The organism is Betaproteobacteria bacterium (assembly GCA_016720925.1).
Taxonomy (GTDB): domain Bacteria; phylum Pseudomonadota; class Gammaproteobacteria; order Burkholderiales; family Usitatibacteraceae; genus UKL13-2.
This window is the reverse complement of record JADKJR010000001.1, coordinates 1-18,323: the sequence shown is the minus strand read 5'-3', so window position 1 is coordinate 18,323 and position 18,323 is coordinate 1. Positions and strand designations below refer to the sequence as shown.

Sequence of the window (18,323 nt, the reverse complement as noted above, 5' to 3'; positions counted from 1 at the left end):
CACTCGGGGAGCGGCCGAAATGGATGGCAGACAATTGATTCTTGATTCCAATTCTAGCGGGCTCCTGTCGTACCAGCCGCCACCTGGCAGGCGGTACACTTAATCGGACGATCGAATCAACTGAAGCGCCATGTGCACTAAACTCTTTGGCAATGAAAAGCCGCCACCCCACCCTCCTCCTCGCCACCTTCATCCTGTTGATCGCGCTCACGCTCGTCGCCTTTTCCATCGGCCGCTTTTCGATCAGTCCAGTTGAATTGCTCACCATCCTGTGGGCCAAACTTACTGGGGGCACACACAACCTGCCCGCCAGCTACGACGCCGTTATCTTCCAGATCCGTGGCCCGCGCGTACTTGCCGCCATCCTGATTGGCGCCGCATTGTCCGGCGCTGGCGCGGTTTACCAGAACATGTTTCGCAACCCATTGGTGTCGCCCGACATACTCGGCGTTTCCAGCGGCGCGGCGCTGGGCGCGGTGCTGGCGATCTATCTCGCCTTGCCGATCCTCGCTATCCAGGGCTTCGCCTTTGCGGGCGGGCTGGTGGCGGTGGCGCTGGTGTATTTCATCGGCAATGCAGTGCGCGGCCACGACCCGATCCTCGCGCTGATCCTCACCGGTGTCGTCGTTGGCACCTTGTTCGGCTCGTTCATCGCACTGATGAAAACCCTGGCCGATCCGTACAACCAGTTACCCGCCATTACCTTTTGGCTGCTTGGCAGCCTGAGTTCGATTTCACCGGCCGACCTGTGGGTGGCGGCACCGATGGTGCTGCTGGGACTGGCGCCGGTTTTCCTGCTGCGCTGGCGCATGAATTTGTTGTCATTGTCGGACGACGAGGCGCGTGCGCTGGGTGTGAATGTTTCACTGCTGCGGTTGGTGATCGTCACCTGCGCCACGCTGATCACCGCGGCGGCGGTGGCAATCTCCGGCATCATCGGCTGGATCGGTTTGCTGATCCCACACGCCGCACGCCTGCTGGTCGGCCCCCAGTTCGCGCGCTTGCTGCCACTGTCGTTGCTGCTCGGCGCATGCTACCTCTTGGCGGTCGATACGCTGGCCCGCACCATGGCCGCAATCGAGATTCCCCCGGGCGTATTGACCGCGCTGATCGGTACACCCCTGTTCCTGTGGCTGCTCGCGGTCACGCATTCGCGGGCGAAGGAAGCTCCGTGACCGCGACACAAACACTGCTCGACGCTCGCGACCTCGCCTACGGCTACCCCGGACGCACGCTCGGTCGCGACATCAATCTCGCTGTAAAGGCCGGCGAAGCCCTCTGCGTGCTCGGCCCGAACGGCGGCGGCAAGACCACGCTGTTCCGCACCCTGCTCGGCCTGCTCCCCACACACGCAGGCGCGATCACGCTCGGCGGCCAGCCACTCGAGGCCCGCACGCCCGCCGAGCGCGCCAAACTCATCGCCTATGTCCCACAGGCCGGCAACAGCTATTTCGCCTTCACCGTACGCGATGTGGTGCTGATGGGCCGCACCGCGCATCTCGGGTTGTTCGCCGCGCCGGGCGCGAAGGACTTCGCCGCCGCCGACGCATCACTCGAAGAATTGCGCATCGCCCATCTGGCGGACAAATCCTTCACGCAAGTCAGCGGCGGCGAACGCCAGCTCGCGCTCATCGCCCGCGCGCTCGCGCAGGAATCCCCGTTGCTGATCATGGACGAGCCCACCGCCAGCCTCGACTTCGGCAACCAGACGCTGATCCTGAACGAAATCATGCGATTGAAAGCGAGTGGCAAGAGCGTGCTTTTCTGTACCCACGATCCCGATCACGCGCTGCAGTGTGCTGACCGCGCGCTGCTGTTGCATCACGGCAACGTGCTGGCATTGGGCAGGCCGAGTGAGGTCATGACGGCGGCCAGCCTCAAGACGCTCTATGGCGTGGACGTGGAATTGATTGAGGGCCCGTCGCATGGACGAACATTCTGCCGCCCGACCCTGCAACCATCCTGACCCCGCCCGGAGACCAACATGCACTATCTCTTGATATACGACGCCGTCGACGACTACGTCACGGCCCGCGCACCTTTTCGTAAAGTGCACTTGCTCCACGCCACCGCCGCTCACCAACGCGGTGAATTGATCCTGGCGGGAGCGTTGGCCAATCCGGCCGACGGAGCGGTGCTGGTATTTCAGGGCGATACCCCAAAGGCTGCGGAAGATTTCGCGAAAGCCGATCCGTATGTGCTGAACGGCTTGATCAAATCCTGGCGCGTGCGCGAGTGGACGACGGTGGTGGGGGATAATGCTTCGGTGCGGGTGGACCCGAATAGCTTGTAGCGGCCGCAGAAAACTCAAGCACTGGTGCGGCGTTCCGGGACTTTTTGGCCTGCGAGGCGCGCCAGTGCTAGCCCCTTGTTCTTGCGAAACCCAAAGTCCCTGTCGCCCGTTGTTGAACTCCCCCATGACCACTCCTGCCACCTCCCCGCACCACATCCCCGCCTTCATGCGCTTCTGGTCTGGCCGGCTGACGAGCGCCGCCGGCAACCAGATGCTGATGGTGGCCATCGGCTGGCACATGTACACCTTGACCAACAGCGCGTGGGATCTTGGGCTGGTGGGCTTGTGTCAATTCCTGCCCGCGCTGGTGCTGACGCTCCCGGCAGGGCACGCCGCTGACCACGGGCATCGCGGGCGCATCCTGGCGCTTTGCATGGCCACCGAGGCGGTGATCGCGCTGGTACTGACGATGGCAGAACTCGGGCATTGGACCGATCGCAACCTGCTGCTGTACCTGTCAGTCGGTCTGGGAATGGCAAAGGCCTTTCAGATGCCCGCACAGCAATCATTGGTACCGCTGCTGGTGCCGCCGGCCATGCTGCCGCGCGCGATGGCCTTCAGCGCCGGCGGCATGCAGGTCGCGATCATCGGCGGGCCGGCGCTGGGCGGCGTGATCTACGTCGCCGGGGCGCATGTGGTCTATATCGTCTGCGCGGTACTGTTCGCGGTCGCGGCGGTACTGTTCATGAGCGTGCGCCACACGCATGTGAAGCCCCCGGACGCACCCGTGACCTGGGCCACCGTGTTCGCCGGCTTTCATTTCATCTGGCAGCGGCCGCAAATCCTCGGCGCCATTTCGCTCGATCTGTTCGCGGTGCTGCTGGGCGGCGCCGTCGCACTGCTGCCGATGTTCGCGAAGGATGTGCTGCATGTCGGGCCATGGGGCCTCGGCGTATTGCGCAGCGCGCCTGCGGTGGGCGCGTTACTCATGTCCATCACCCTCACCCGCTGGCCGATTCAGCGCAATGCCGGTCGCCGCATGTTCATCGCCGTGGCAGTGTTCGGCGTATCAATGATCGTGTTCGGATATTCGACCGTGTTCGCCATTTCGTTTCTCGCCCTCGCGGTCAGCGGCGCGGCGGACATGGTGAGCGTGGTGGTGCGGCAATCGCTGGTGCAACTCGATACGCCCAACGAGATGCGCGGCCGCGTCAGCGCGGTCAATTCCATTTTCATCGGCGCGTCAAACCAGCTGGGTGAATTTGAGTCAGGCGCCACGGCGGCGCTGCTGGGTCCGGTCGGCTCGGTCGTGGTGGGGGGATTCGGGACGTTGCTGGTCGCCGCGCTATGGATGCGGTGGTTTCCGGCACTGGCCAAGCGGGACCGGTTGCAGGAGTAGTAGTGGTAGTCGCCGTAACGGGCCAGGCGAGGAACGTGAAACGCCGCGCAGATTTCAGCAAACCGCAAAAGCAAATCGAGAAGCAGTTTTGTGACACCAGTTACGCTTGTCCCTTACCCGCCGGTCATATGGCGGATCCCATTTGCGCTGGTGGAAACGGGCACCGCGGCGCTTGCCGCCAACGCGAAAAAGAACATCGCGGCGACCAGGAAAGCAGCGAGCACAACAATATGGCGCTTATTCATTTTTTCCAGATTCTTTCCGCACGAAAAAGGATACTGCCATCGCGCTCAATTGACACAGGCCGGGAGAATGACGGACGTGAGATGCAATTGATCTTAACGGTGCGTGGTACGCACGGGCTTGCGTTTTCTCAAGCGCGGGACGCGAATTTTAGCGCATGAAAAAGTACATTGCATCGGCCTGCCAACGAGTCGCTGGCGGCCACAAAACTCAAGCACTGGTGCGGCTTCTGGCGACATTTCGGCTGGCGGTGCTCGCCGATGGCGGACTTTGAGGCGCCATACCGCTCAGGGTCACAGGACGCGGCCTCCGCGACTTTTTGCCACGACATCATTTTGATTCGACACGGCAACCACCAAAACACCCGCGCATGACCGGTCATGCACCGCAATCTCGCCCCTGCTTGACGAATCTCAAAAGGCCGTGCATGCGTCACCACTAAAATCAAATTGTTCGTCCGTTTGCGGGCGAAAGCGTTGTGTGGTTCGCGACGCATCCGCCTGAGCGCGGCAATTCCGGTCGCCGTTTCCCGGCAACCGGTGGACATGGTGGTGCCGCGCCGGCCACGAGCGCCCGCGCCGCCGTCACCGGGAAGGATCCAACATGAAATCGCGCGCGCATGGTTGTCTTGCAATTCTTGGCCGGGCCGCCGGGTTTCTGCTGTGCTGCATTTGTCCGGCCGTCGCGCTCGCGTCCAGCGTGGCCACGATAATGTCGGTCGCTTTCCCGCGATCCGTGGCGGTCAATCCGCTGACCAACAAGATCTATGTAATGCCCGCCGTCAATTCCACGATTGTCGTCATCGACGGCTTGACCCACGCGAAGACAAACGTGACCGCCGGGACCGGGATGTCGGCGATCGCCATCAACGTCGTCACCAACCGTATTTACGTGGCCAACAACGGGAGCAACACCGTGACGGTGATCGACGGCGCGGACAATTCGGTCACGAATGTCGCGGTGGGGACGCAACCTTATTCGCTCGCGGTGAACTCCGTCACCAACAAGATCTACGTGGGAAACATGAGCAACAGCGTGACCGAAATTGACGGTGCGACGAACACCACCACGACGATCGCGACGGGCCGCTCTCCACGCGCAATCGCCGTCAACCCGGTTACCAACAAGATCTATGCCGCCAACTTCTCTCCAAGCTCCGTGAGCGTGATCGACGGCGCGACGCGTACGTTCACCAATGTTGCGGTAGCCAGCTATCCGGAGGCGATCGCCGTCAACCCGGTCACCAACAAAATCTATGTGGCATGCGGCGCCGGCGGCACCACCGTCATCAACGGCGCGACCAACACGGCCACCACCGTCCCCGGCGGCGGCGGTCCGACCGCGGTGCTGGTGAACCCGGTCACCAACCGGATCTACCTCGGGCAACCCGTCCGCCAACTATGTGGTGGTGATGAACGGTTCGACCAACGCGCTGAGCGCGCTCTCGCTCGGCCACCCCTCGACCACGCTGGGGATTAACATTTCCGCCAACGAGATCTATGTAAGCGGCGGCAACGCCAACCGGGTGCTGACAGTGCTGGACGGGAATACCGACGCGGCCCATCAGCTCTACGTGGGCTACTATCCGGCGGCCGTCGGCGTCAATCCCGCGACCAACCGCGCCTACGTGATGAACCAGTCCGACAACAGCGTGTCGGTCATCGACACGGCCAACAACACGGTCGCGGCCGTTGTGAGCGGGTCGAACCCGCAGTACGTCGCGGTGAATCAGGTGACCGGCGACGCGTACGCAACGAACTACTTTGGCAATGATGTCGCGGCCGTCGATGGCACCACCGGCGCGGTTACCAGGATTCCCGTGGGCGGCGCGCCGTTCGCGGCGGCAGTGAGCCACCTCACCAACCGGATCTACGTGACCAACTCGGACGCCAACACCGTGAGCGTGATCGACGGCGCGACCAGGACCGCGAGCACGCTGACGGTGGGCAACAACCCGCACGGCGTGGCGGTCAATACCGCGACCGGCCGGGTCTACGTGGCCAACTACACCGACTCGACACTATCGGTGATCGACGACGCGACGCAGAACGTCATTGCCACGCTGGCTACTGGACCCAGCCCGCACGTCGTGGTGATCAATGAGGCCACCGACCGGGTGTACGTCAGCAACCGGTGGAACACCACGGTGACCGTGGTCGATGGCATGACGAACACGATCACCAACGTCGACACCTGCTTCTCGCCGGAAGGAATCGCCATCAACGAACGCACCAACCGCGCCTATGTCGCCTGCTATTCCGATTATTCGGTCTCGGTGATCGACGGCAACAACGCCGTCACCACCTTTCCCATCGTCACGCCCAGTTTTACATCGATGGTCAGCATCGCGGTGAATCCCGTGACCAATCGCATCTACGCAGGCAAAGACAGTGGCGGCAGCATCGTCATGATCGACGGCGCCACTAACGCGGTCACCGCGCTTTATTCAGGAACCGGCCCGCACGATGTCGCGGTGAACCCGGTCACCAACAAGGTATACGTGGCGAACGGCGGCAGCGACAACATCAGCGTGTTTGAAGGCGCGAGCGCATTCCTGAGCATCATCGCGGCCGGCAACGAGCCACGCAGCATTGCGATCGACCGGGTGCGCCAGAAAACCTACATCGCGAATAATTACGACGCCGTGGTCACGGCCATCACCGAATCGGCCATGGCGCCGGTGCCACTCGTTGCCGCGATCAGCGCATTACCCGGAAATCAAACCTCGCTCGCCTCGCCGGCGTTCACGATCACGACGACCAGCAGCTACGCGCCCACCGCGCCACCGGTGCAGGCCGTGTACTACCAACTGGACACCTGGCAGGGTGCGTGGCAAAAGGCGTCGGGAACCGGGCCATTCACCGCGCCGCTCGCGAACCTGACCACCGGTACCCATATCCTTTATGCCTTTGCCGTGGACGGAACGGAATCAAGCTCGGTCGGTGGCGGCGCGACGGCCTCACCCCTCATCGGACGGATGGCGGCCTATGTGTTCACCGTAAGACAAGTGCCGCCGACTCTGCATGCGGTACTCTCGCGGAAGACGCATGGCACGGCGGGGACGTTCGATTTTCCGGTCAACGCGACGACGCCAATCGCCGGCTCGGTGACGGTCGAGCCACGCGTGATCGGCGACGGGCACAACATCGTGTTCGACTTCGAATCAGCTATCCGCGTGCCCGGAGCGGTCACGGCTGTGAATGCCGCCGGGGCGCCGGTGGGCAGCGCGAACGCGAGCGCATCGGGCAACAGCGTCATTGTCGCGCTCACGGCGATTCCTGATAATCAGCGGGTCAAGGTTTCGCTCACCGGCGTAAATGGCGCCGCCAACGCAACAGCCTCGATCGGCTTCCTGGTGGGCGACGTCAATAATTCGCTCGGCGTCACGTCGCTTGACCTTTCCGCCCTGAAGACCCGCAGCGGCAAAGCTGCCGCCAGCGACACCTTCTGGTACGACTTGAACCTGTCCGGCACCATTGCGGCCGCCGACATCGCGACCATCAAAGCGCGCATCGGCAGGACGCTGGCGCCATAAGTGGCGCCACATCGATTGCGTCGATCACCGGGAATCCAAGGGGCAGGCGCCGGGGTTTCCCCATAAACCAAGCCTTCCTTTTCACAGGATCGATTGCGCCGGAACGTCACGCGCGCCGCCCACCCAGCGGAAGCAGCCAGACCAGCGCCATCAGCAAAGCGGTGGCCATGACTGCCGCCGCGACGGGGCTATCCCTGATGAAGTGGCGCCAGGTGTATTTGTCCGGCCAGCGTTCGCGCGAAAGGAAGGTATCCCACAGGAGCACGGGTTTGGTGGAGCCGAGATTGTCCAGGCCCGAGCCATGCCAGTTCGATTGCCAGACGGCGAGTTTGGTGCCGGGCTGCAGTGCGGAAAAATCCGGTGAATGGCGCGAAGCCCACGTTGTGCGTCGCGGGTCCAGCCCATCGACGTCGATGGTGAATACCTGCGCATCGGCCGCGACGCGCTTTGCCTCGACCTGCCAGGTGCGCCACAGCACGCGGTAGCCGCTGTAGTAGGTCAGCCGGTCGTAGTGGAAGGGTGCGCGCGTGATCTCAATTGCGGCGGGAACGTATCGCTCGTCGTATACCGCCAGCGGATGCTCGTTGTTGACCAGGTACACCACGTACGCCACCACCACGGCTAATGTTGCCCGCCACAGGCGCGCCATGAACGTCGAGCCGGCGGTATCGCCACCAACACCGCCGCGCTTGCCGACGAACGAAAACAGCAAATATATTGCGGCAAGCGCGAGCATCAGCGCCGGCGCAATCAGCAGTTCGATACTGTTTTCGATCGCCTCATTAAGCGACGGAAATCGCGGAAACGCGGCACGGCCGATCACCAACGCTGGCGCGCCTTGCGTGAGCGCGACAGTTGCCGGTTCTTTCTTGCTGCTGTCCGCGTAGAACCACACCGGGTGCACGGAACCCTCGGCGAACCGGTTCGCATCGGGCAATGTTTTTTGATCGAGGTAATTCTTGTCCGGGTCAAAGTCGGTGAGCGCGACGGCAAGCGTGAACGGGTATTCGCCCACGCGTAAGTCGACATGCCAGCCCGCGAATGCGTCTTCGCCCCGCGGCTGCGGTTCCAGCGCATCTGCCCAGTACGGCGCCTTTACGATGGTGGCGCGCGTCGCGACGTAACCGTCGCGCAGATACCACTGCTCGGTCGCGCCATTGTTGAGCGCGAAGGCAAGCACGAAGCCAATCGCGGCCACTGCCAGCCACAAGGCGGTGCGGAAATGGCCCGCGTGCCAGCGAAAACCCCAGCCCGTCTCATCCGTCACCGCGCCGCGCGCGGGCCGGGACGCGGCCTGCCTCGCGGCGGGGGTCGATCGATTTTGTTTCATCTGGCCTCCCTCCCAACGAAACGAAACGAAACGCAACAATACCGCAATGGACGGCTCGCGTCTTCACGGTGCGCGTGGAGGTGGAGCGCGACTGGCGTGCAGCGGGGGAATCTGTGCGGGCAAGGACGAACATTTACTCGCAATGGTGGAGAAGGTTCAAATACCGCTGTCGCCCCGGATTTAGTCCGGGGCGACAGGTTCTTGAGGATTGGCGCAGGTTCCCGCTGCATAAACCCCAGCATCCGCGCGCTTTTCCGCGCGAAATCTCCCGGAAACACCCGCCAGTGCTAGACTTTTCCCCAAGGATGATCGGTGACCGTTGGCGTCCCGTGAACGTAAGCCCGCTCCACGACGATGCGCTGTTAATATCAAGCTGTTCTCCTTAGCGGCAGCAACTGCGCGTTTCATTTCCAGATTGCGTTCCGTACTCTCAACAAAGCCAGAAATTCTCCGAATGCAAACTGAAACCAGGAATCATCCCCTCCGCGCGGTCGTCGCGGCCGTACACCTGACCGGCGTCAGCGATGTCGAATTTGAAGCGTCGCTGACCGAACTGCGCGAGCTGGCAAAGACGCTGGGCTATGTGGTTGTCGGCACGTTCATCCAGAAGCGCGCCCGATTCGATTCGGCGGCTTACCTGGGCATCGGCAAGCGGCAGGAAATGCGCCGTTTCGTGGAGGGCGTTGAGGAGGCCAGCGAGGCCGGCGATGATGAAAGCCCGGATGCGGACGACGGTGCGAACGAAGATGCACGCGAAGATGATGCGCAAGAGTCCCCGGCGCCGGTGAACGTGCAAGATGCGAAGCAAGGCCGCGCGGCGAGAAGCGGTGCTGCACGCGCCAAGGCAGCGGCGCAATCCGAGGCCGACCCGGAAACCCGCCGTGCCGACATCATCCTGGTCGACCACGAGATATCGCCTTCGCAGGCGCGCAATCTTGAAATTGAGGTTGGTTGCGAAGTGATGGACCGCACCATGGTCATCCTTGAAATCTTCCACCGTCACGCCAGCTCGCGTGCGGCGCGCGCCCAGGTGGAGATCGCGCGGCTCGGCTATATGTCGCCGCGGCTGCGTGAGGCGGCCAAGATCGCGGGGCCGCAGGGCCGGCAGCGCAGCGGCACCGGCGGCCGTGGCGCGGGCGAATCGCATAGCGCGCTCGATCGCCAGAAAATCCGCAACCGCATCGCCGAGCTGGAAGTGGAGATCGCGGCGATGGACGTGGAGCGCCAAACCCAGCGTGCGCGGCGACAGTCCCAATCCGGGCAAGGCGGCCAGGCAGGCCAACAACTGGCCCGCGTGGCGCTGGTGGGCTACACCAATGCCGGCAAATCCACGCTGATGCGCGCCCTCACCGGCAGCGAAGTACTGGTGGCCAACAAACTTTTTGCCACGCTCGATACCACCGTGCGCGCCCTCTTCCCTGAATCCGTGCCGCGCATCCTCGTCAGCGATACGGTCGGCTTCATCAAGAACCTGCCGCACGATCTGGTTGCGTCGTTCAAATCCACGCTGGAGGAAGCCTCCGAATCCTCGCTGCTGCTGCACGTCATCGACGCGAGCGATCCCGGCTTTGAACGGCAGCTCGCGGTGACCGACAAGGTGCTCGATGAAATCGGCGCCGGCGCGGTGCCGCGGATTCGGGTGTTTAACAAGATTGACATGGTCGGTCGGGATAAGGAAATGAAAAAGGAAAACGCGGACATCGAACAGGCCGAACGTGAAGCGGCATTGCGCGCGCAGTATCCGGACTGCATCGTGATGAGCGCGAAGCGCGAAGGCGATGTCGCGAAACTGCATGCCTCGATCCGCGCTTTCTTCCAGAAAGATCTGGTGGAGGCGGAATTATTCCTGCCGTGGTCGGCGCAACAACTACGCGGAAAGATCTTTGCGAGCTGCGAAGTGCTGGATGAGCGTGCTGATAATGAAGGGGCGTTCTTGCGGGTGCGGGGGGATGCCGGCACGGTGACGGGATTGCAGGAACAGCTTCGGGCGGCGCCCGCATTGGGATAACCAAATCGGACTGACAATATTGTTACCTGTCGCCCCGGATTTAGTCCGGCGCGACAGCTTAAGAGTAGTGGCTGCAAAGAAAGCGTCGCGACGCACCAACAAGGCGCCGCGTATACCGGGGGGGGGGGCGGGGGGGGGCCCGCGCCGCCGGGGGGGGGGGGCCCCGCGGGGGGGCCGGGGCCCCGCGGGCCGGGCCCGCCCGGCGCCCCGCGGCGGGCCCCCTTGGGCGGGCGCCCGGGGGCCGCGGGGGTCGGGGGGCGCCGGCCGCCGGGGGCCCCGCTTGGGGGCGGCGCGCCCGGCGCGCGCCGCCGGGGGGGGGGGGCCCGGGGGGGGCGGGGGGGGGCGGCGGGGGGCGCGGCGGGGGGCGCGCGGGGGCGGTCTTTTTGGGGGGCCCGGGGGGGGGGCCCGCCCTGGCCCGCGGGGGGGCGGGGCCCCGCCGCGGGGGCGGCCGCGGGGGGGGGGGGGCCCGGGCCGGAAGCCACTCAACTCCGCACCGACGCGCTGTGACTAAACAGCAATTCCAGAAACGCCCGCGTCTCCTCGTTCGGCCGCCGCGATTCCTTCCGGTAAACGCGGCAATCCACCGTGCGCCAGAGCAGCTTTGCGTTGACCAGCTCGCGTCGCAGCGTGGCGGGATCGCCATAGGTGTGGTACGCGAGGAGATAATCGTTGATCTGTTTTTCGCTCAGCTCGCGTTGCGCGGGAAGGCGCGACCATAGCGCCCAGATCGCCGTCTGCTGCGCGGCGTATTTGTTCGGCCAGCGCATCAATCTGCCTTGCGTGTCGAAGCACGTCAGCAAACGCCGCAAGGGTAGCGGCACGGTCGAGCCGCGCGGCAGCATGATCGCGGGAGATGGGGCCGGTGCGGCGGGAGCATGCGTGGGTGCCGCGGGCGCAATGGGCGCAATGGGTATGGGCGCGACGGTGGTGACGGCCGGTGGCTGCGCTTTCAGCGTCTGGTAATTGCGATAACCGGCGCTTTTGGCCAGCATATTCAGCAGTGCGAGATGGCCGGGCGCTTCGTGCCCGGCGGTGGCGAGTTGCTGGCGCAGGTTCTTGCAGAAAACCGACATATCGGCCGCGACGAGCGGCACAATTTCACGTGATGCATTCATGACAGGACTCCCATGCGTCACTCAAGGTGCTGGGGTTGCCGGCTTGCAGCAGGACGCACGAAAGTTCATGGCCTGGAGAGGTGAATGGCAGGTTTAGCTCGCATCGGAATGCGCGGCAACGCCTGGGTGAACTGCCGACCGTTCGCGGGATTTTACCGGGGATTTGCGCGCCGGGGGAGAACGGCGCCGCATCACCGCCGGCAAGGTCGATAGCAACGTGATGGCGCACGAAGAAATGCGCTCTTGTTCTTGACGCATGTAAAGTTAGTGGACTACCTGGATTGTCACCGATGTCGCAATGCGCAAGGTGCCCAACCCTCCCCGCCCATCCCACATCCCGGCGAAGCAATGCGAGAGTGACTGCCTGAGAAGTTGACACTATTTGAAGTTGCGGTCGGGCCAGGCATGCAGCGGCTCACCGCACAGGGTATGCAATTGACGTGGGGTTTTCAGAAAGCGAGTCACGCTGGCCGTCATGGCGCTATCCTTAGCGTGACGACCGCATTGGTTCCGAATAATTTCGTCATGACTTGGAGAACGAAGCATCGAGGCAAAATCCGGTATGGCAAAAAAAACATCGCTTAAACAAATCATGCTCTTTCTCGCGCTGATGGCGTGCGTCGTCGGCTTTGTCGCTTGGCATTACGACGCCAGGAACGAAGCGAAGGAGCAAACCGTTCCCACGGAGCAGTCCATTCTCACCGACCTGTCGCGCATGCCGATGGCACAGGCCGTCGCGCACTGCCGTATGCTTTGGAAAGCGTGGCATTACGACCAGGCACCACTGGCCGTGGCGTGGCACAAAGATGGTGTGGACTGGTATGTGCTGGAGGGCGTGGATAAGGCTTCCATGCGCCACTTCGGCTGCGACGGCGATACGGTGTCGGCGGGCCAACGGTTTGAGCGCACGATGAAGAAGCATGTGCCAGCTTCCGCACACCAGGCGCCCAACATCGAGAGCGAAATCAACCTGTTTGATTACTTCGCGTCGCTACCGGATACCGGCCTGCGCGCGATCGAAGTCGCCGAGAATCCGGCTACCCTGAAACGCGTCGAACGCCGCTGGACCAGCACCGGTGGTGTGCAATCCGACTGGCCCGACACAGAGGACTTCCCCATCCTCTTTCGATATCACCCGACCGGCCTCGCCATTGAGGCATACCCGTTACTCAAGGCGCTGCCATCCGCCACCAACTGGGTGAGAAATCCGATGGAGGTATTTACGCTCCTCGAGCGGCATCTGCCGCCGGATGCGCGCATCGCCGAGCTGAACTTCAACGACAAAACCGTCAACGTGACGATTAACGGGCCAATCAAGAATTTCGACAACAAGCCGCCCGCCCCCTTCGGCGCCGCGACGTTTGACGAATATGGCATTCGCCAAACGGCGTACTGGTACCCCTACGATCAGGCCGGCTCCAGCTGCGCGCCCGGTGTCTCGCTGGCCACCCCGGCCGCAAAATACGCCGAAGAACGCAATGGCAAGCACCCGGAACTGTTCTACGCCAAATTCAGTTGCAAGTCGGCCCAACTGCCGGTGTCATCAGGCAGCTGGTACCTGAATGTCCCGAAGCGGCGGCGCTGAACCATGAACCCCTTCGGCTCGGTCTGCGAATGCGATACGATCCATGGCAAGTGTGGAACATATCCATGCCGCACGTGCAGCGGCTGGTCGCATTGGAGATCAAATTGGTGTCTATCATTTCATTGACTCGTATCTGAACCCGCCATCCATTACATTCACACCACGGAGGTGACCATTGCAGCAAACACCAGCGAAAGCGCTGACCACAAAGTGCGGCGTATCGATGTGCCGCAATTGCCTTGCTTGCGTATTGCTTGCGCTGGCCTGCATTGCCCCGGCGGCGTCAAGCGCGGAGTCGATGACGTTCAAGTTCAATAACGCCACCGAATACGATGTTGACCTGAAATTCTATTCGCGGGACCGCAATCATCACTGGCCCAGCTTTGGCAGGGCGTACGCCCTGACCGCCGGCAGCAAGGGCAAACAATTCAAGATCGAATGCGAGGCGGAAGAGCGGCTTTGTTTCGGCGCGTGGACGCCGCGTAAAGCCGTTTGGGGCGCGGGCAGGAAGGGCGTCCGCAGCTGTGAGAATTGCTGCTACGTTTGCAAGGATGGCGACATGTTGAAAGCGGTTACGCTGAGGCAGTTCATTTCCCGGTAGGGGATGAACGCAATATGAATAATTTCGGCTGGGCCATCATCGGCCCCGGGCCCATCGCCCACAAATTCGCGGACGCTGTCACGCACATCGACGGCGCCACGCTCGCGCGCATACAAGGCCGCGACCTCGCACGCGCGAGCGCCTTCGCCGACCGGTGGTGCCGCGACAGCGCCGTGCCCGGGCACACCAACCCCCGCGCCAGCGACCACATCGACGCGGTGCTGAACGACGCCGCTGTGGACGCCGTCTACATCGCCACGCCACACGCCTTTCATGCCGACGCGATACGGCGCTGCCTGGAAGCGGGCAAGCCGGTCCTGTGCGAAAAGCCGCTGGTGACCGATGCGCTGACGGCGGCCAGGCTGATCGCCCTCAGCCGGCAACGCAAAGTGTTCCTGATGGAAGCGGTGTGGACGCGGTTCCTGCCGATTTATGCGCAGGTGCGGCAGTGGCTGCAAAGCAACGCGATTGGCGCCGTGCGCGCGATGCAATCGAACTTCTGTTTCGACGCGCCGTTCAATTCCGCCTCGCGGCTGTTCGATCCCGCGCAGGCCGGCGGCGCGCTGCTGGATATCGGCATCTACAACCTCACCGTCACGCGATGGGTGATGGAGGCCGCGCTGGGCCACTGCCCACCGGCCACGCAGATTCACGCCTCCGCCGTCATCGGCCCGACCGGAGTGGACCATCGCATGGCCGCCACCATCGTTTTTCCGGAAGGCGTCACGTCGCAGTTTGTGTGCAGCCTCGATAGCAGCGGCGATGATGCGTTCCGCATCTTCGGTGAGCGCGGCACCATCACCCTTCACCGGCATTTCTGGGGCGGCACCGCCGCGACGCTGGCGCAGACCGGCGCCGCCCCGGTCACGGTGGAGCGGCCCTGGCGGGTGAATGGTTTTGAAGGCGAGATCGAGGAAGCGATGCGCTGCATCGCCGCCGGCAAGATCGAAAGCGACGTGATGCCGCATAAAGAGACGCGGCAGACGCTGGCGTGGATGGATCAGATCCGGCAGGAGGTGGACGTGCGGTTTCCTTTTGACGGAGAAGCCAAACTCTAGCATTGGTGCGGCTTTCCGGGCATTATTGGCCGGATGATGGCGCCAGCGCTAGAGTTTGCTCTTTTACACGTCGTTCCGTTACCAGAAGATTGATTCTCCCGAAACATAAATGCAAAACGCTCAACGGACTCGCACAAATAGCGTCGTACCGCCGTAGACGGAAGACGCCCGTATTCTGGATGAGCTCAAGAAGGCATCGGCGGATGCCAAACGAAAGGCGGCTACAGACGGCGTGCACTTCATTGGCGGAAAAAAAGAAGACGTCGCCTGCCCCCAGATAGCACTGAATCGCCCGACGCCCGCCCCCACCCAATCAGTACAACCGAATAGCCGTATCGAAGTGCCATGTCCGGCGGACTTCGATCACGTCGTACTCGCGGGTCAGTCCCGGGGGGAACGCATGATAGGGCGCCTGGCTTTGCACGATGCGGCGTATCGCTTCATCGACTTCCGCTACGCCACTGGAGAGCACAAAGGTCACGGACTCGACGGTCCCGTCGCTGCGGAGGGCGACCGTCACCATGGGATCGGTGTGAGGCCGCTTCGCCAATTCGCGGACCGTGTCGACAGACGTATTGAACTGGATCTTCCGGGCCCATGCCTCCGCATACTGGACGAGTTCGACGTTGGCATCGGACCGCCCCCATAGCCTGCCTCGACGCGCGGTGCTCAATGAGTAGGGCAGCGTGGATTGCGAACGCGCGGCAGCCTCGGCTTCACGGCGGGCGGCTTCTTCATTGAGCACACGTCCCATCGCCTGACGCCGCGCTTCCCGTCTGGCGTCCTCCTCTTTTTCCGCCAGGAGCCGCGCGGCCTCTTTCTGTGCCGCGGCCAGACGCTCGATCTCAAGTCGTGCCGCTTCCAGTCGCGCGGTCTCCAATCGCGCAGTTTCCAATCGCGTACTCCAATCGCACCGCCTCGGCGCGAGCGGCTTCCTGACGGGCACCTTCCTGACGCTGCGCTTCCAGCTTTGCCGCGGCCAATCGCGCGGCTTCCATTCGTGCCGCCTTCCAATGCCCCGTGCGCTGGCTCCGTGCCGCTGCCTGTCGCGCGGCTTCCTGACGTTCCGTTTCCAGTCGCGTGGCCTCGACACGCGTGCCTCCTGACGAGCGCCCTCCTGGCGTTCCGCCTCCAGCTTTGCTGCTGCCACTCGCGCGGCCTCCAATCGTGCAGCTTCCTTGCGCTGTGCCTCCGCCTGCGCCTCCCGTTGCGCCGCCTCCTGTCGCGCGGCCTCCTGGCGCCGAGTTTCCAATCGCGCCGCCTCCACTCGCGCGACCTCGGCGCGGGCCGCTTCCTGACGAGCGGCCTCGCGTTGCGCGGCTTCCCGTTGCGCAGCCTCAGCTCGCGCGGTTTCAACCCGCGCCGCCTCCAACTGTTCCGCCTGTCGCTTTTGTTGCCGTTCCACCTCGCGCTCGGGAGGTTCGGGCCTGGGCACTTCAACGGCTCGCTCGCGCAGCTCCGGTTCGGCTTTCTTCTGCACGACCTCGCTGGTATCTCGCGGCGCCGGCATCACGGTCTCCGGGAATGGCGTAATGAGCGCACTCGGCGCGGCGGCGATCACAGGCGCCGGCACCGGTGGCGGGACAGGCACGACGAATGTCGCCTCGTCTGGTTTCTCCGTGGCGATCACGACCGGCTCAGGGATCGGTGTGGGCGCCGCGTCACCGGATGGTTCGGTGCGCACAGGCGTTTTTGCAGGAACGGCCGCTGGCGCCGCAACGGGCGCGGTCTCTGGCGCTGGCTTGGCCTCTGCGACCGGCTTGGCCTCGGCTTCGGCCTTCGCCTTCAGCACGACCGCTTCCGCCTTCCAGCCCACGGCCGGCGCAGGCGGCACGGCTGGCGGCAGGGCCGGCCCGCCGGCAACCGGCAGCGCAATCGATGCCGGGACCAACGGCTCCTTGACCGGTGGACCCGCCGGCTCCGCGGCAGTGATGTGCGGCGGCACCAGCAAGACGTGCAGATCGGGCGCCTCGATCCGTCGCTCCCGCCAGGGCAAGCCGAAGCCCGGCAGCCCAAGTTCCTGGCCACCGAAAGTCAGGCTCAACAGCAGCGTGTGAAGCAGCAGGGAGAGCAGGAGTGCGAGATGTAGCCGCCTGGGGTTATGAATTTCAAACTCCCTTTTTTATGTGTCCTGAATGTAGCCGACGACGCGCGGGCGGTCAAACGCGTGCCCCTCCACGCAGAACTCGCCGCCCTTCGATCCCTCCGCACGGCCGTTTGATCCCGCGCAGGCGGCGTCCCTGTCACGGCGGAGCGGCCGTGGCGCGTGAAATACATTCAAAGGCGACATTCAGGAAGCGACGTAATGCCGCAAGGAGAGCCAGGCATACGCCGACATAGATGAGTCAGATTCGCGGGAGGTGGGACGCAGTATCCGTTTGAGGGAGCCGCGAAACTCTATAACTGGCGGGCCGTTCAGGCCGTTTCATGCCGGAAAGGCGCGCCGGTGATAGAGTTTTCTCTTTTTATGCTAGAAATATGCAGCTTTCCTAGGCCGCGCAATTACTTTGCTATTTGTTAATTGCCCACCTACACTGTTGATTCGCGGCATCGAGGGGTGGCGGCGCTGGCGCAAGAGAAATACACCGCGCCGCAGAATAGGCTTGAAGTGGTCCAAAAGAAGACGCGCACGACGAGTCATTGTGTGGCCCCTTTAATTCCGACCGAAATCAAATGACGCCGACCCCTTTGACTCTTCGAAAAAAGTGTTGCCGCCCTTTTTTGAGGATGGGCCATGGTACGCGCCAAAAAACACGCGCGTCAGCGCCGTCTAATTCTATTCAATTTCTCAACCCTCACCAATGACACTTACTACTCCAAAAGACTGCATTTCAAATTTTCCGCTTCCCTTGGAAAAAGAGGTGAATCGCGACAACTGTATCGACTCGGTTCAAGCCATGTTCCGCGTCGGCAATTCCGTTGTGATTGTTGAGGGTGAACAAAGTGGAAGTGGCGCGACTGTTTTCCTCGGCCAGTACGTCGAGAAAAATCCAAAATCGTGCCTCGCCGTGTTTCTGGTGGCGACGAGTCCACACGGATACTCACCCGATTCAGTGCGCTACCAATTGTATGAGCAAGGCATATTTCTTTTGGACGCTGTCCTGCCTAAGCAAACCACTGTGTCAGAACAACAATTTAATCAACTCCTTGTAAGGCTTCGGCGGCTGGCCAAGTCAGCCGGGCCGCTGACATTTGTAATTGATGGCATTGATCAGC

Annotated in this window: 15 protein-coding genes; 12 read left to right on the top strand and 3 right to left on the bottom strand. The window is 62.9% G+C overall.

The window, feature by feature from the left end:
- Window positions 1-152: 152 nt before the first annotated feature.
- The 7 genes from IPP88_00075 to IPP88_00045 all read left to right on the top strand — a co-directional run bounded on the left by IPP88_00075 (window position 153) and on the right by IPP88_00045 (window position 7,410).
- Window positions 153-1,175, top strand: coding sequence for an iron ABC transporter permease (locus IPP88_00075; GenBank protein MBL0121176.1), 1,023 nt, complete (start codon window positions 153-155; stop codon window positions 1,173-1,175).
- A complete protein-coding gene (locus tag IPP88_00070; protein MBL0121175.1) occupies window positions 1,172-1,966 on the top strand; it encodes an ABC transporter ATP-binding protein in 795 nt (264 codons plus the stop codon). Before IPP88_00075 ends, IPP88_00070 begins: the two co-directional genes overlap by 4 nt.
- Before the next feature lie 18 nt (window positions 1,967-1,984).
- Window positions 1,985-2,293 (top strand): YciI family protein, encoded by a 309-nt coding sequence (locus tag IPP88_00065; protein ID MBL0121174.1) that lies wholly within the window; start codon window positions 1,985-1,987, stop codon window positions 2,291-2,293.
- Between the two features lie 124 nt (window positions 2,294-2,417).
- Window positions 2,418-3,632 carry an MFS transporter gene (locus IPP88_00060; GenBank protein MBL0121173.1) on the top strand — a complete coding sequence of 405 codons (1,215 nt, stop codon included), beginning with the start codon at window positions 2,418-2,420 and terminating at the stop codon, window positions 3,630-3,632.
- Window positions 3,633-3,667: 35 nt separating this feature from the next.
- On the top strand, window positions 3,668-4,036 hold the full coding sequence (locus IPP88_00055) for a hypothetical protein (GenBank protein MBL0121172.1): 369 nt from the start codon (window positions 3,668-3,670) through the stop codon (window positions 4,034-4,036).
- A 442-nt stretch (window positions 4,037-4,478) separates the two neighbouring features.
- Complete coding sequence (locus IPP88_00050; GenBank protein ID MBL0121171.1) at window positions 4,479-5,354, top strand: YncE family protein; 876 nt, start codon at window positions 4,479-4,481, stop codon at window positions 5,352-5,354.
- Window positions 5,287-7,410: a hypothetical protein gene (locus IPP88_00045; protein ID MBL0121170.1), complete on the top strand. Its 2,124-nt coding sequence runs from the start codon at window positions 5,287-5,289 to the stop codon at window positions 7,408-7,410. Before IPP88_00050 ends, IPP88_00045 begins: the two co-directional genes overlap by 68 nt.
- Window positions 7,411-7,516: 106 nt before the next feature.
- On the opposite strand, the gene IPP88_00040 is transcribed toward IPP88_00045, so the two are convergent.
- Entirely contained in the window at window positions 7,517-8,740 is a 1,224-nt protein-coding gene (locus IPP88_00040) for a hypothetical protein (protein MBL0121169.1), read from the bottom strand.
- A gap of 454 nt (window positions 8,741-9,194) precedes the next feature.
- On the opposite strand from IPP88_00040, the gene hflX reads away from it, so the two are divergent.
- Window positions 9,195-10,748: a GTPase HflX gene (gene hflX, locus IPP88_00035; GenBank protein ID MBL0121168.1), complete on the top strand. Its 1,554-nt coding sequence runs from the start codon at window positions 9,195-9,197 to the stop codon at window positions 10,746-10,748.
- Window positions 10,749-11,230: 482 nt separating this feature from the next.
- Here hflX and IPP88_00030 read toward each other — a convergent pair whose 3' ends face one another.
- On the bottom strand, window positions 11,231-11,863 hold the full coding sequence (locus tag IPP88_00030; GenBank protein MBL0121167.1) for a DUF2087 domain-containing protein: 633 nt from the start codon (window positions 11,861-11,863) through the stop codon (window positions 11,231-11,233).
- 562 nt (window positions 11,864-12,425) lie between these two features.
- On the opposite strand from IPP88_00030, the gene IPP88_00025 reads away from it, so the two are divergent.
- The 3 genes from IPP88_00025 (at window position 12,426) to IPP88_00015 (ending at window position 15,107) form a co-directional block, all read left to right on the top strand.
- Complete coding sequence (locus tag IPP88_00025; protein MBL0121166.1) at window positions 12,426-13,448, top strand: hypothetical protein; 1,023 nt, start codon at window positions 12,426-12,428, stop codon at window positions 13,446-13,448.
- 175 nt (window positions 13,449-13,623) lie between these two features.
- A complete protein-coding gene (locus tag IPP88_00020; GenBank protein MBL0121165.1) occupies window positions 13,624-14,049 on the top strand; it encodes a hypothetical protein in 426 nt (141 codons plus the stop codon).
- Between the two features lie 14 nt (window positions 14,050-14,063).
- Complete coding sequence (locus tag IPP88_00015; GenBank protein ID MBL0121164.1) at window positions 14,064-15,107, top strand: Gfo/Idh/MocA family oxidoreductase; 1,044 nt, start codon at window positions 14,064-14,066, stop codon at window positions 15,105-15,107.
- 313 nt (window positions 15,108-15,420) lie between these two features.
- On the opposite strand, the gene IPP88_00010 is transcribed toward IPP88_00015, so the two are convergent.
- Complete coding sequence (locus tag IPP88_00010) at window positions 15,421-17,151, bottom strand: TonB C-terminal domain-containing protein (protein MBL0121163.1); 1,731 nt, start codon at window positions 17,149-17,151, stop codon at window positions 15,421-15,423.
- Between the two features lie 757 nt (window positions 17,152-17,908).
- Here IPP88_00010 and IPP88_00005 point away from each other — a divergent pair.
- The coding region (locus tag IPP88_00005; protein MBL0121162.1) for a hypothetical protein at window positions 17,909-18,323 on the top strand (415 nt) is incomplete at its 3' end.

Coding starts and splice junctions, on each gene's coding strand:
- IPP88_00075 (MBL0121176.1), top strand. CDS start 153: ATGAAAAGCCGCCACCCCACCCTCCTCCTCGCCACCTTCATCCTGTTG.
- IPP88_00065 (MBL0121174.1), top strand. CDS start 1,985: ATGCACTATCTCTTGATATACGACGCCGTCGACGACTACGTCACGGCC.
- IPP88_00060 (MBL0121173.1), top strand. CDS start 2,418: ATGACCACTCCTGCCACCTCCCCGCACCACATCCCCGCCTTCATGCGC.
- IPP88_00050 (MBL0121171.1), top strand. CDS start 4,479: ATGAAATCGCGCGCGCATGGTTGTCTTGCAATTCTTGGCCGGGCCGCC.
- IPP88_00045 (MBL0121170.1), top strand. CDS start 5,287: ATGAACGGTTCGACCAACGCGCTGAGCGCGCTCTCGCTCGGCCACCCC.
- IPP88_00040 (MBL0121169.1), bottom strand. CDS start 8,740: ATGAAACAAAATCGATCGACCCCCGCCGCGAGGCAGGCCGCGTCCCGG.
- hflX (MBL0121168.1), top strand. CDS start 9,195: ATGCAAACTGAAACCAGGAATCATCCCCTCCGCGCGGTCGTCGCGGCC.
- IPP88_00030 (MBL0121167.1), bottom strand. CDS start 11,863: ATGAATGCATCACGTGAAATTGTGCCGCTCGTCGCGGCCGATATGTCG.
- IPP88_00025 (MBL0121166.1), top strand. CDS start 12,426: ATGGCAAAAAAAACATCGCTTAAACAAATCATGCTCTTTCTCGCGCTG.
- IPP88_00015 (MBL0121164.1), top strand. CDS start 14,064: ATGAATAATTTCGGCTGGGCCATCATCGGCCCCGGGCCCATCGCCCAC.